Below are 13,142 nucleotides of genomic sequence, written 5' to 3'. Positions count from 1 at the left end.
CACCGGTCCGCTTTGCTGCACAATTCAATAAGAGAAAAGCAGGATAATTTGTGTCCACTTTCTTGACGGAGGTCCAATTTTCCTGTTAAATAGCAAATTAGCACCATTTTAAAGAAATTAGCGGGAGAAATTCCTGTTATCCCCAGGCAATACTCGCACTTGCAAATGACATCAGGAGCTAGCAATCATCATGTTGAGCATATAAACATAGGAGGCTGCTCCATATTGATCGTTTCGACCTCATGGAGCAGCTCTCCCTTTATTTTGTAGTATTCAGAAACGTCTTGTTCGGCAAATAATGCAGTGCGCGGACGAAGCGTATGGTTTTGGTTTTTGCCCGCATGACGATGGAATGCGTCTCGGCCCTTTGATCCGGAAAATACTGCACCCCGCCCAAAAACTCGCCTGGCGTTACGCCTGTTGCCGCAAAATAAACATCGCCGGTTCCGATCATATCCTCCATCGTCAGCACGCGGTACGGATCGTCTATTCCCATTTGGACACAGCGATTGTATTCGTTGCCGTCTGCCGGCATCAACCGTGCCTGCAGCTCTCCGCCTAGACATTTTAATGCAGCCGCAGCTATCACGCCCTCCGGCGCACCGCCCGAGCCTACGTATAGATCGATGCCCGCTTCGGGAAAAGCTGGCGCCATCGCGCCCGCAACGTCTCCATCCGACAAAAACTTGATACGAACGCCCACCTTGCGCAGCACCTTCACGATAGTCTCATGGCGTGTTCGATCCAAAATCATAACGGTTAAATCCGACACCTTCTTGTTTAAGGCATCAGCTGCCTTGCGAAGCGTCACATCCATAGGATCCGTAATCGACAGCTTGCCAACTAATGCAGGACCAAATGCCAGCTTCTCCATGTACATATCCGGGGCATGCAGCAGTTGTCCTTTCCCAGCGACCGCGAGTACAGACATCGCATTGTTTAATCCTTTTGCTACAATTTCTGTTCCCTCAAGCGGATCAACCGCAACGTCAACCTCCGGACCGTTCAAGCTGCCTACCTCTTCTCCGATGTAGAGCATTGGCGCTTCATCCATTTCGCCTTCGCCAATGACGACCGTGCCCCGAATGGATACAGAATCAAACATATAGCGCATCGCCGAAGTTGCAGCTCCATCAGCGCTGTTTTTGTCGCCTCTCCCCATCCACGGTGCAGAGGCCAGTGCCGCCAATTCCGTTACCCTCACAAGCTCTAATGCCAATTCTCTCTCCATTATCCAGTCTCCCTTTGGTCTCATATGACGGAATAGTTCATTAGCATACCTGTTCAAGTCATTTCCGTTATTTAATATGTAACATATATTTATATATGTCGCAATATATATTTCACCATCTTCATTAAATCATCATTAATGTGATGACATATACCATTATGTTTACCCAATGTACTTAATAGAGCAAGAAAAGAGCGCACCTTCACAGGTTTGTCCTGTAAGGGTACGCTCTTCTTAGCAATATTTATCAAACATTAGAGAAGGATTCCGCTATTCATAAATCTCGACTTCGCCCCCATAATTCCGCAATCATTCCGTCGTGAGCGCAGAATAGCGATAGACGCCATCGGTGATTGTTGAAGCGATTCTATCCTTTCGCTCCAAATAAACCAAATGAGCAAGCGTCTCCGACATCGCGAACCGCAGTTGATGAGCATTGCCGCTGAGACGGCTGCCGAATAGAGCCTCGCACATCCCATAGGCGGTGCGGGGCTCTTCTTCCAGCATTGCCGCCATCTTGTCCAGCCTGCGTATGTGATGCTGCTGCAATTCCGCAATTCTACCTTCAAAATCTGTAAAAGGATCACGATGCCCGGGAAAAGCGAGTTTTACCCCATATGTCCCCAGCTCTTGCAGGCTGCCCAAAAATTCAGCTAACGGATCCCCTTCCTCTCCGGGCACAACGCTAACATTCGGCGTAATATGCGGCAGCACCTGATCGCCGCACAGCATCCATTGCCGTTCCTTCTGATAGAAGCAGACCTGCCCCCTCGCATGTCCAGGCGCATCAATTAACAGCCAGCTCAGGCCGCCGATCATCATCTGGCTTCCAGCCTCGAAATAAGTAACCTTTGGCTGCGGAGATACCATGCCTACAAACGTAGCAAGATTTTCTGCAATTGCCTCCCTTAGCTCAATTGGCATTCCGTGCTCCTCGTATAACGTAAGCAGTTGCTCGGAAAAATCGCTATTTTCTCCCCACAGCCTTTTCGCATAGCGATGTGCCTCGCGCGTCATGAATACGGGCGCCCCGCTTCTTTCTTGCACATAACCAGCCAACCCGTAATGATCGGGATGCTGATGCGTCAGCACGATACGCGTAATATTTTGCCACTGCAAGCCATACTGCTCCATGACGTCCGTCCACACCTCGATGGCTTCATCCGTTCGCAGGCCAGGGTCAACAAGCGTGTAGCCTTGTTCTTCAGGAATCAGATAGCTATTCACCCATTTCAGCGAAAAAGGGACTGGCACCTTAACCTGCAGCCAGCCGCTCTGCCACATTGTTGCCGAATGTACGGATAGATCCGTCACGCTTATCTTCCTATTTTGCTCTGTCATCGTCATCTCGCCCTTCCTGCCATAATCATGCGCGGTGAGGTCGCCTGATCGTAGGTCGAGCCATTGTAATTCCCGTAAAGCTGTTCAAGCGCAAGGCCGCTAGCCGCAAGATGCTGATCGAACCAACTGAGATCGTACAGCCTTACTCTCTCCAAATACTGACGCGGCTCCTCCTTTGATTGCGGCTTGGATACCGATATTTCTTTCTGCACCCACCCATCGCGAATGGATCGAAGCTCCTCAATGAGCAACCCGCACTCCTCATCTATCCGTTCTGATCGGGGCACTAACGTTTGCTCCACATAAGTAGGATTGAGAAAGTCAATTAGAAACGAGCCATCCTGTCGCAGCACTCTCCGAATATGCCTAAGAACATTGATATTGTCTTCTTCAGCACTGAAATAACCGAAGGAAGTAAATAAATTGACCGTGGCATCAAAGCAGCTCTCCTTGAAAGGCAGCTTGCGCATATCTCCCTGCACCCACTTGACCATGCCATTTTCATCATGGCGACCGGCCTCTTCCAGCAAAGTAGGAGATAGATCCATGCCTGTTACCGTATAACCGAAGTCTGCTAGAGCTAGTGCATGCCGGCCCATTCCACAGCCAATATCCAGCACGTGAGCACCCGCTGGCAGCTTCAGCCATGCGATCATTTTACGAACCTCTTGATTCGCATTTTCGTAGTTTCGATGTTTATAAACGAGCATATAATCAGAGCCAAAGCTCTGTTCGTACCATGGTTTCATGTCCTGCTCTCCTTCGTAATGAGCACGCGCCTATCCCATGCTTATGATGGCTTAATTGTACTTGAATTCCATCCTGCCCGCAAAACAGTTTCAACCAAGCATAGTTTTTGGGTTTTAGCACAAACTATGGAAGATCATCCAGCTGCTCGGTCTATTTATTATCAGTTTAACGAAGGGGGAATCAGCATGCTTGAACGTATTCGCTTATTGTTTGCCGAAGCCGTCGATATGAAGTTGGAAACGTTGCACAATAGCGAAATGACCATCGAAATCGCTTATATTGCCCCTTTATGCGAAGAAAAGAAAATTAGCGATTTTATAATCGTTCCTTTTACGAGAGAGGCATACCCCTTCCAGAAACAGCTGGACACGAACCCCGATTATGTGCGTGTCGAGGATGTCGCCAAATGGCAGGATCTTCTGCTGCGCGGCAACGTTTTGATCGAGGCAAATCGAGCCATTTACTCATTAGAAGTCACCCGCATCATCAGCATTGAAAACCCGCAAACACAGGTAGAGAGCGCCATTCAAGGACCGCAGCTCGCGCTCAGCGAAAATATAAATATATCTCTAAACCTTGTGCGCAGCATGTATCCTTCTCCGGAACTGTCGGTGGAGGAGCATACGATCGGCTCATTGTCCAAAACGCCCGTGTTCGCCCTCTATGATCAGCGCCGGGTCGATCCTTCCGTGCTTGAAAACGTCCGTTCGAAATTAACGACCATTAATGTAGAAATGCTTCAAGCTGCCGGGGATTTGGAGAAGCTGCTCGTCGGCAAACGCAAGCATTTATTTCCGACTCTTCTAATCACAGAACGGCCTGACCGTATAACAAAAGCGTTATCCAAAGGCAAAATCGTTATTCTCCTAAAAGGAAATATGTTTGCGATCATTTTGCCCGCTACCTTCTTCGATTTCATGCATGCGATGGAGGATGATTACGATGCTTATTGGATGACTCGTTTTCTTATATTTCTAAGGTACGCGTCCATTGTACTTACGATCACGCTGCCCGCTCTCTATATTTCCGTCGTATCCTACAATCCGGAGCTGTTTCGCGTGCAGCTTGCCTTCTCGATTGCGGGCAGCCGCTCTGCCGTCCCATACCCCTCGTTTGTTGAAGTGTTTATTATGCTCTTCATGATCGAGACGCTCATTGAAGCCAGCATCCGCTTGCCGCGTTACATCGGGTCTACGGCTACGACCGTTGGAGGGCTTATTCTCGGCCAAGCTGCGCAGCAAGCCGGACTTGTAAGCAGCATCATGATCATCGTAACCTCGGTAGTTGCGATATCCAATTTCGTCATTCCGGTTAACTCGCTTTCGTTTGCCGTCCGTTTCCTGAAATATCCGCTTATTCTCGTCTCCATTTTTTTTGGCATTTCAGGCGTTGCTGTCGGTATGTTTGTTTATCTCACTTATCTTTGCAATCTTAGAAGCTTCGGAAAGCCGTATATGCGTATATTCGGAAAATTAAGGCCGTTAGAAGGCGATGTCGGGCAGGTGAAGCTAAAGTGAATCGGTACGTCTTTTACAACTTCATTCTCGTCAGCTTCATCAACTTGATGCTGTTCGTTCCGCATATTTTAATTAAGGCCCGTTATAACGGTGCCGTATCATCTATTCTTGTAGGTATCGTCATTGGGACGGTGTTGGTCTATATGTACACGAGCGCCTTGGCAAGATATCCTGGCCTAGGCTTGTCCGAAATATTAAAGCTGCATTGTCCGCATTGGCTAGTCGTCATCTCCATGGTTTTTTTTGCGATGATGTGGTGGATAGGGACGACTATTGTTATCGTCGAATACGCTATCCTTATCAATCGTTTTTTCAACCCGGATGCGAACACGATTGTCATATTGGTAATGCTGATTATAGCATGCGGCTATGCGGCTACCCGATCGACGCTCTCCGTCATATTTGTGCTAGAGATCGCTTTAATCGTCAATGCGCCGATTATTATATTTATTTTGTTCAAAGCGGTGAGGAGCCCTCAATTAAACTGGGATTCGATTCGGGTCGTGGCCAATTATGTAACCGAAATGCCCACTTTGATGTCCGTTGCGGCAGCAACTTTTATTTTCACCGGATATATCAATCTTTCCTTATTTAATAGGCTCTTTCCGCCAAATTTCCGCTTTAAATTCCGCTGGGTGTATCCGCTCTTCGGTACTTTGATTTTGCTTATTACTTTTTTTGTCCCGATCGGCTTTCATGGTACGGAAGCCGTAAACCAATATATTTATATCTGGAGCGTTACGGCTGATTCCATGCTCATGCAGTATGGGTTTATCGAGCGCGTATTGTTTCTGTTTCTTATTGTTTTTTTGAATTTGTCGCTCGTATATACGATGAGCGGCTGGCATCAAGCGATGGAATTTATTAAATGCTGCTTCAAAAACTACAAGCCTGAAATCGACAGTCCCAAAACACCAACATCCAACTATGTTATTGTGAGCATTTTCGCGATGCTCTCTATCCTCTATCTTGTTTTGACGAACGAAAAAATGAATCTGCTCTTTACCACCTATTGGCTCGTGATCCGCATGATTGCTGAAATCCTGGTTGTTCTATGGATATTCGTGCTAAGCAGGAGGAGGTCTAAAGCAGCATGAACAGATCGCTACGAACCTTCCTGATGATTGTTATATTTGGCATGCTCTTCAGCGGCTGCGGCTTCAAGGACATCGACAAACGATTCTTTGTCGTCGCGCTCGGCATCGACCTGTCCGACAATGAAAAAAAGCCTTATCGCCTTACGCTTCAGTTGGCTGTTCCCTCTCCAAAAATCGAGCCTGGCGCATCCAAAACGCAAATCGAAACGATTAATACTGAAAGTATTGCAGAAGGCGTGCGGATGCTGAAAGCCTATGTCGACAAGGAGCTTGATTTCGGGCACTGCAAAGTGTTTCTAATCGGCGAGAAGCTGGCACGCAAAGACTATCAAAACCTGCTGGAGTGGATGACGAGAAGGAGAGATATACAAAGTGTTGCCGATGTCGCCATCGGCAAGCCGGATGCTGAGAGCATGCTTAATGTGGAGCCGCTCTCAGAGCGCTATCCCGGAAATACGTTATTTCTTAGCTTCGGCGCCGACGGAACAGAATCATCCTACACATATGTTGAATCATTATCGGACTTCTCTAGACGTGCCTCAGAGGAAGGTCTTGACCCGCTGATGCCTGTTATCGCCAAAGATAACAGAGAAAACTTTGTTATCAATCGAACGGCTCTTCTTAATAAGAAAAAGGTTAAGCTAATACTGTCACCCAGGGAGTCCCAGCTTTACAATCAGCTCGCCAGCAATTTCACCAAATCCTCCATGCATGGCATGTTTGAAGGAATGGATCTTGTTGTTGCCCTCACTGAAATTCATTCTAAGTTTCATATTGGCAACCACGATGGCGAAGACACCATTACGATGGATGTCAAAATGAAGGTTGTTTTCGAGGAAGCACCCAAAGGACTCTATGAAGAACAATGGGCGCCAATCGAAAAGAAATTAAGTCAGGAATATGCCAAAACCTGCGTAACCCTCTTGCGAAAAATCCAAAAGGCTGGCGTTGATCCAATGGGTTTTGGACTCCATTACCGCGCCACCCATCCCGGAAGGGGTGCCTGGAAGGAATGGAAATCGATTTATCCGAACGTTAAATTTGTCGTCCGCGCGAATATCAAAATAGAAGGCACCGGGCTTATCAAATAAAGCTTCGTGGAAGGCTGGCAAATAACAAAGGGGTATCTTCGCGGTCCCAAAGGACTTCGAAGATACCCCTTTTTTGCTTTTATTTGAGAAGCAGCCGATTTGTTTGGCGCAGCTCGCTGATCGAGCCTGCACCAATGCCGAACATCGCCGTCCGGAGTTCAAATTCGATCCGCTCGAATTGCTGAAGCAGCTGCTCCTGCGACACCTGATTCGTGCCGTTTGCCGCTTGCGGCAGAAGCACTCGTCCAAATCCCGCCAGATCGGCGCCAAGCGCAATCGCCTTTGCAGCGTCAACACCGGTCCGAAGGCCTCCGCTAGCAATAATGTTCGCTTGCGGCAGCCGCGCACGTATCTCCTTGACACTCTCGGCTGTCGGTATGCCCCAATCTGCAAATGCCTCAGCCGCTTGCCTTCTCAGCTCGTCTTTCGAGCGAAACTTCTCGACCTGACTCCAGGAGGTGCCCCCGGCTCCAGCTGCATCAATGAACGCAACCCCGGCCTGGGCAAGCGCTTCTGCCGTATCGGCATCGATCCCCCAGCCGACCTCTTTTACGCCAACCGGCACTTGCAAAGACTTGCAAACCTGCTCAATCGCTTGAAGCAGATTGCGAAAATCGGTATCTCCCTCTGGCTGGAATACCTCCTGCATGCTGTTAAGATGCAGGACGAGGGCGTCTGCTTCCGCAATCTCTACCGCTTTGCGGCAGGAGTCCACGCCGAACCCATAATTAAGCTGAACAGCGCCAATATTGGCGATGACAGGCACGGTAGGAGCATCCTTGCGAATGGAGAAAGAAGCAGCAAGCTGTTCATTTTCAATGGCGGCGCGCATCGAGCCAAGACCGATCGCCCAGCCCCGTGCCTCTGCTACCACAGCCAACCTTCGATTGATAGCGCCCGCTTCATCCGTTCCCCCCGTCATTGAGCTGACGAGCAGCGGAGCACCGAGTTTTTTGCCAAACCATTCTGTATCCAGCCTCACCTCGCGGAAGGAAACCTCAGGCAGCGCATTATGCTTAAAGCGATAATGCTCCAAGCCCGTTTCGATGCCGACGCTGTTTACTTGCTCCTGCAAGCAAATGCGAATATGCTCCCCTTTGCGCTTCGCGGTTGCGGCTTGCTGATCTACTGTCATGCTTGTTCCTCCCAAGCGCAAACGGCTAGCGCCTTTTATGGCAGCGCAGCTCACGTTCCGCTTCTCTATCTTCTTCAGTTATTATGTGCTTTAGCTCCGTGCAATAATATGCCTTATATGGCTCCGGATTGAGATGATATTTTCCGCTTCAGCTCCTCCGGCGAATACGCAATGAATATGTCTGCTCGTTCCATGCGATCCATACCAAATCCGGCAAAACGACTACCTACTAGCATAGCATATTTTTCTGCTTCATGCTCCTTGCTCCACGACTTTGACACATAACGTGCATAAATATACGCCTAGAATAGCTTTCGCTGCCTCCTTAACGCAGCATGGCTTCTCATAGACATCGGAAAGAATAGTCCCTCTTGCAAGTGTGGCATCATAAGGAAGGTGAATTTTTTTCTACTGATCTTTTGGCGACGCAACCATACACCATCCATCAAATTAATGATTTTTGCAATCATAAATTTGATTTTTACAATCATTTTATATTGTTAATCGCTCGAAACTCATATAAAATAAAAGTAACGAATCCATCAAGGAGGCACACAAATGGAAATTATTAAGTTTGATACGCAGCAGGAATTGGACGCTTATGCAGCAGCTCTGTTCATCAACCTCGTAAACGAGAAACCAAACGCGGTGCTTGGACTAGCAACAGGATCGACACCTATCGGAATTTATGACAAAATAGTAGAGTCCTACAATCAAAAAAAGGTTAGCTTCAAGGATGTAACGACGTTCAATCTGGACGAGTATGTCGGCCTAACGGCTGATAACGATCAAAGCTACGCTTACTATATGAATAAGCATTTATTTGCTCATATCGATATCCCTTCGGATCAAACCCATTTGCCTAACGGCATGGCAGAGAACATCCATGAGGAATCCACTCGGTACGATGCTATGCTTGACGCACAGCCGGTTGATATCCAATTGCTTGGTCTAGGCCATAACGGTCATATCGGCTTTAACGAGCCTGATGCCAATCTATCGGGCGGCACTCACGCTGTAAAGCTGAAGCAGGAAACTCTCGAAGCAAATGCGCGTTTCTTCGCCTCTATGGACGAAGTGCCTAAATATGCAATTACAATGGGCGTAGGCTCGATCTTGAAAGCAAACACAATCGTATTGGTCGTTCGCGGGGCGGACAAAGCCAGTATTGTTAAAGAAGCATTGACTGGACCGATCACTACAAACGTGCCAGCCTCATTGCTGCAAACACATGCACGCGTAATCGTATTGCTCGATCGCGAGGCAGGAAGGATGTTGGATTAAAATGACAGCAAACCCTGCTAACTGGCTCATTCGCAATGTAAATATCGTACTGGAGAACCGAGTTGTTACCGGAAGTGTCGTCGTTCAAGATGGTAAAATCGCTCAGGTCATTTCGGAGGACGACAAGGAATCGGCAGGAGCAGTGACGAAAGAGCTTCCTACAATAGATGGTCAAGGCGGCTTTCTGCTGCCAGGCTTTATTGACGTTCACGTACATGGCGGTTTCGGCGCTGATTTTATGGACGCGAGCCGCGAAAGCTTTGATGCGATTACTAAATTTCATGCCTCGCAAGGAACGACGGGCATGCTGGCTACCACGATGACCGCAGCAAAGGATGCAATAGAAGATGTATTGCAAGCGGTAGCGGACTACCGCAGCAGCGAAATGCCTTATGCAGCCTTGTACGGCGTTCATTTGGAAGGCCCCTTCATTAGTGAAAAATGGCCTGGTGCGCAAAATCCAATTTTCATTAAAGACCCTCAGCTTGAATGGATGAAGCAGTGGCATGCAAAATGGCCCGAGCTCATCCGTCAGCTTACGCTAGCTCCAGAAAAAAACGGCGCTATCGAGACGATAGCTTGGCTTGCTGAGCAAGGCATCAATATAGCATGCGGTCATACCGATGCCGTCTATGATGAAGTAATTGCCGCAGCGAATGCAGGTCTGTCGCAGGCGGTTCATACGTTTAATGCGATGCGCGGCCTTCATCATCGCGAGCCTGGAACGCTTGGCGCGGTACTTACCGATGACCGGATTGCAGCCGAGCTCATCGCTGACGGCATTCATGTGCATCCGGCGGCGATCCGGCTCGTGCTTGCAGCGAAACCACAAGACAAGGTCATCCTCATCACCGATGCGATGGCTGCAGCCGGCATGCCGGACGGCGAATACAGTCTGGGCGGCTTAGCCGTTATCGTGAAGGACGGCGAAGCGCGTTTGCTTGAAGGCAACGCCCTCGCAGGGAGCTGCTTGACGATGATCGGCGCCATTCGCTTTATTCTTGAAAATTCCAGCTTAACGATCGATGAGGTCAGCCGACTTGCTAGCGGCAATGCAGCGAAGCAGCTCGGCATAAGCGACCGTACCGGCTCCATTGCAAACGGCAAGCAAGCCGACCTTGTATGGACCGATTCAAATTTGAACGTCCAGCAGACTTGGGTGCAGGGCCGCTCCGTTTATGTAGCGCAGTAATATAGTAAACTAACGTATACCATGAAAGCATGAATCATCCTACAAAAAAAAGCCTCCATCCCCACTTATGTAGTGGCTTTGGAGGCTTTTTCGCACGTTATTCAGGACTCGCCATAAAACGTAGCTTTTATGAAGTATTGCTTTCTATTAATTTTACGCTACCCCGTCACATGAACGGAAATGCCATGCAGCTCCACCGCAGCCTCAAGCTCATCCGTAAGCGGAACATCGGTAATGACGCCGCGAAGCTCCGTTAAGGAAGCGATAGAGAAGAGCGAGGTACGCCCGGTTTTCGTATGATCGAATACGGCATACGCCGCCTGCGAACGCTTTATGAGTGCTTTGGCGATTTGCGCTTCTTGCTCCGAGTAGGTTGTAATGCCGCCTGAGGCAGAGATGCCGTCAACGCCGATGAACATTTTCCCAATATGCAAATGGGCAACCATGCCCTCGCCTAACGGTCCGCATAGCTCGAAGCTATTATGGCGCATTATGCCTCCGGTTACGACAACCTGAATGTCGCTTCCCGCCAGCTCCATCGCAATGTTAACCGCATTGGTTACGACCGTTATGCCTTTGCGGGATTTTAAAATCTTCGCAATTAAGAAGTTGGTTGTACCACCGGAGAGCGCGATGACATCGCCTTCGTAGATTAATGAAGCAGCTAGCTCGGCGATTCGCTCTTTCTCCAAAATCGACAGCCCTTCCTTTTCGGCAAAAGGCAGGTCTCGAACGGAATTCATCCCATCGTACATCGCTCCGCCAATGGTGCGGATTACCGGATAATCGGCCTCCATTTGCTCCAAATCGCGACGCGCAGTCGCTTCAGAGCAGCCAAAGCGCTCGACCATCTCCGCTATCGTTACTCGTCCCTGCTGCTTCAGCAGCTGCAGTACAGCCTCTCGGCGGCGCTGCCCTTTGGACCCGTTCACATCAGCCATTATCAGCGCTCCACCCAAGCCTTAGCGGACATCCGCTGCTGGACGACTTCCCACTCCGGCAATGCTTCCCAGTCGCCGCGCATTTGTACAACCAACGATCCGTTGATGCTGGCAAGACGCACTGCTTCAACGGGAGACAAGCCTTTCATGATGCCGGCCAAGAAGCCCGCACAGAAACCGTCTCCCGCACCTACCGTATCTACAACCTGCTCAGCTGGATAGAAGGGCAAGCTTTCCTCTTGGCCGTTGTTCAATACAACTGTCGTATCGCCTCTGCCTTTAATAATGGAGATTGCCTTCAATTTCGACAGCTCGCCTTTGACCTGCTCATAGTCATCTGTATCGTACAATAGCTTAAGCTCGTCCCAGCCCGGCAAAAAATAATCCGCATCCGCGGCAAGCGGCAATAGCGTCTCGCGTGCTTCCTCGATGGACCACAGCTTAAGGCGCAAATTCGGGTCAAAGCTGACCAGCACGCCGGCCTCTTTTGCGATGTCGACCGCACGGCGAAGCGTCTTGCGGCAATCCTCGCTGAGCGCTGCGGTAATGCCAGTGACATGAAGCAGCTTTGCTCCGCGAATATAATTTTCGTCAAGCTCCTCGGGACGCATGCGGCTGGCAGCCGAATGCTTTCTGAAGTAATGGACGGCTAGTCTGCCTGCTACGTGCTCGCGGAACATCATGCCCGTTGGCGCATCTGCGCTAATCTGAGCTCGGGATACGTCCACGCCTTCGCCGCGCAGCGTTTTCAAAATTATTTTGCCGAACGGATCGTCACCGAGTGCTCCAAACCAGCCTACAGAGGAACCGAGACGCGCAAGTCCGATTGCGACATTGCTTTCTGCTCCGCCGAAGCTCTGCTCAAGTGTCGCAGCGCGTTCGATGGACTTATGCTCCTGCGGCATAAACAGAGCCATTGATTCGCCAAACGTTACAATTTGCGGCGATGATTCATGCACGTTGCAATCCCCCTACAGCGTTATATAATCTACGATTTTTATTATTGGCCTTGAAGCATCGGAAATTTCATGAAGTAAATGATAACGATATAAAGCACCAACACGATGATGCTCAAAACGCGTGCTTTGTTAATATGCGCTGTAGCGCTTTTGCCGTCATTAATGGAAGCAACGACGAGCTTAAGCGGTTTGGAAATGATTCCGCCGAGCGCGGCAATGCCAAGGAATAGCAAGATAATAATAACCATCCATGCTACAGTGTAATCCGCCTGAGACATCAAGTAACCGCCTGTCAGCAGCTGCAGCACCAGGAAGTACTGGGCAATGCGATTAGCTGAGAGCAAACCGTCCGCTAGACCGCCTTGTCCAACTCCAGCAAGTTTGGATGCTCTTCCAACCATGATTGGGAGCACGATATAGAATCCCATCCCTACTGCCCCTAGCACATGCAAAAACAACATTACTTTAAACATTATTAACTCCTCCTGTTTTGGTAAAGCGTAATCAACGATCCGCTATTGCCAAAATCGTATCTAACAAATAGTTTATCAGAAACGAGATTTTTTTCAAATGACTACGCTACCAATACGTTGGTTTATAGCCT

At 49.0% G+C, this 13,142-nt stretch carries 12 protein-coding genes; 5 read left to right on the top strand and 7 right to left on the bottom strand.

The window, feature by feature from the left end; all coding sequences use genetic code 11:
* Positions 1 to 259: 259 nt before the first annotated feature.
* The 3 genes from glpX to HI950_RS25345 form a co-directional block, all read right to left on the bottom strand.
* A complete protein-coding gene (gene glpX, locus HI950_RS25355) occupies positions 260 to 1,231 on the bottom strand; it encodes a class II fructose-bisphosphatase (RefSeq protein WP_169087052.1) in 972 nt (323 codons plus the stop codon).
* A gap of 309 nt (positions 1,232 to 1,540) precedes the next feature.
* A complete protein-coding gene (locus tag HI950_RS25350) occupies positions 1,541 to 2,572 on the bottom strand; it encodes an MBL fold metallo-hydrolase (RefSeq protein ID WP_169087088.1) in 1,032 nt (343 codons plus the stop codon).
* A gap of 2 nt (positions 2,573 to 2,574) precedes the next feature.
* Entirely contained in the window at positions 2,575 to 3,321 is a 747-nt protein-coding gene (locus tag HI950_RS25345) for a class I SAM-dependent methyltransferase (protein WP_169087050.1), read from the bottom strand.
* Positions 3,322 to 3,507: 186 nt separating this feature from the next.
* Here HI950_RS25345 and HI950_RS25340 point away from each other — a divergent pair, with 186 nt between their 5' ends.
* The 3 genes from HI950_RS25340 to HI950_RS25330 are packed head-to-tail and all read left to right on the top strand — an operon-like array spanning position 3,508 to position 7,027.
* Complete coding sequence (locus tag HI950_RS25340; protein WP_169087048.1) at positions 3,508 to 4,839, top strand: spore germination protein; 1,332 nt, start codon at positions 3,508 to 3,510, stop codon at positions 4,837 to 4,839.
* Entirely contained in the window at positions 4,836 to 5,936 is a 1,101-nt protein-coding gene (locus HI950_RS25335; RefSeq protein WP_169087046.1) for a GerAB/ArcD/ProY family transporter, read from the top strand. The genes HI950_RS25340 and HI950_RS25335 overlap by 4 nt, the downstream gene beginning before the upstream one ends.
* Complete coding sequence (locus HI950_RS25330) at positions 5,933 to 7,027, top strand: Ger(x)C family spore germination protein (protein WP_169087044.1); 1,095 nt, start codon at positions 5,933 to 5,935, stop codon at positions 7,025 to 7,027. The genes HI950_RS25335 and HI950_RS25330 overlap by 4 nt, the downstream gene beginning before the upstream one ends.
* Before the next feature lie 79 nt (positions 7,028 to 7,106).
* On the opposite strand, the gene fni is transcribed toward HI950_RS25330, so the two are convergent.
* Positions 7,107 to 8,162, bottom strand: a complete 1,056-nt coding sequence (fni, locus tag HI950_RS25325) for a type 2 isopentenyl-diphosphate Delta-isomerase (RefSeq protein WP_169087042.1) — start codon at positions 8,160 to 8,162, stop codon at positions 7,107 to 7,109.
* 558 nt (positions 8,163 to 8,720) lie between these two features.
* Here fni and nagB point away from each other — a divergent pair.
* The gene (gene nagB, locus HI950_RS25320) at positions 8,721 to 9,446 is read left to right on the top strand and encodes a glucosamine-6-phosphate deaminase (RefSeq protein ID WP_169087040.1); all 726 of its coding nucleotides are present in this window, start codon (positions 8,721 to 8,723) and stop codon (positions 9,444 to 9,446) included.
* Position 9,447: 1 nt separating this feature from the next.
* On the top strand, positions 9,448 to 10,638 hold the full coding sequence (nagA, locus tag HI950_RS25315) for an N-acetylglucosamine-6-phosphate deacetylase (RefSeq protein ID WP_169087039.1): 1,191 nt from the start codon (positions 9,448 to 9,450) through the stop codon (positions 10,636 to 10,638).
* A 158-nt stretch (positions 10,639 to 10,796) separates the two neighbouring features.
* Here the strand turns inward: nagA and HI950_RS25310 are convergent, their stop codons facing one another.
* The 3 genes from HI950_RS25310 to HI950_RS25300 are packed head-to-tail and all read right to left on the bottom strand — an operon-like array spanning position 10,797 to position 13,011.
* Positions 10,797 to 11,579: a DeoR/GlpR family DNA-binding transcription regulator gene (locus tag HI950_RS25310; protein WP_169087038.1), complete on the bottom strand. Its 783-nt coding sequence runs from the start codon at positions 11,577 to 11,579 to the stop codon at positions 10,797 to 10,799.
* Between the two features lie 2 nt (positions 11,580 to 11,581).
* Positions 11,582 to 12,538, bottom strand: a complete 957-nt coding sequence (locus tag HI950_RS25305; RefSeq protein ID WP_169087037.1) for a sugar kinase — start codon at positions 12,536 to 12,538, stop codon at positions 11,582 to 11,584.
* Between the two features lie 41 nt (positions 12,539 to 12,579).
* On the bottom strand, positions 12,580 to 13,011 hold the full coding sequence (locus tag HI950_RS25300; protein ID WP_169087036.1) for a hypothetical protein: 432 nt from the start codon (positions 13,009 to 13,011) through the stop codon (positions 12,580 to 12,582).
* Positions 13,012 to 13,142 lie beyond the last annotated feature (131 nt).

This window comes from Paenibacillus sp. PL91 (genome assembly GCF_012935325.2).
Taxonomy (GTDB): domain Bacteria; phylum Bacillota; class Bacilli; order Paenibacillales; family Paenibacillaceae; genus Pristimantibacillus.
Note: the sequence above shows the minus strand (reverse complement) of the source record. Positions and strands in the feature narration are given on the sequence as shown.

What these genes read in the sequence shown, in the direction of transcription:
- glpX (WP_169087052.1), bottom strand. Translation starts at nt 1,231, where the DNA reads ATGGAGAGAGAATTGGCATTAGAGCTTGTGAGGGTAACGGAATTGGCG.
- HI950_RS25350 (WP_169087088.1), bottom strand. Translation starts at nt 2,572, where the DNA reads ATGACAGAGCAAAATAGGAAGATAAGCGTGACGGATCTATCCGTACAT.
- HI950_RS25345 (WP_169087050.1), bottom strand. Translation starts at nt 3,321, where the DNA reads ATGAAACCATGGTACGAACAGAGCTTTGGCTCTGATTATATGCTCGTT.
- HI950_RS25340 (WP_169087048.1), top strand. Translation starts at nt 3,508, where the DNA reads ATGCTTGAACGTATTCGCTTATTGTTTGCCGAAGCCGTCGATATGAAG.
- HI950_RS25330 (WP_169087044.1), top strand. Translation starts at nt 5,933, where the DNA reads ATGAACAGATCGCTACGAACCTTCCTGATGATTGTTATATTTGGCATG.
- fni (WP_169087042.1), bottom strand. Translation starts at nt 8,162, where the DNA reads ATGACAGTAGATCAGCAAGCCGCAACCGCGAAGCGCAAAGGGGAGCAT.
- nagB (WP_169087040.1), top strand. Translation starts at nt 8,721, where the DNA reads ATGGAAATTATTAAGTTTGATACGCAGCAGGAATTGGACGCTTATGCA.
- nagA (WP_169087039.1), top strand. Translation starts at nt 9,448, where the DNA reads ATGACAGCAAACCCTGCTAACTGGCTCATTCGCAATGTAAATATCGTA.
- HI950_RS25310 (WP_169087038.1), bottom strand. Translation starts at nt 11,579, where the DNA reads ATGGCTGATGTGAACGGGTCCAAAGGGCAGCGCCGCCGAGAGGCTGTA.
- HI950_RS25300 (WP_169087036.1), bottom strand. Translation starts at nt 13,011, where the DNA reads ATGTTTAAAGTAATGTTGTTTTTGCATGTGCTAGGGGCAGTAGGGATG.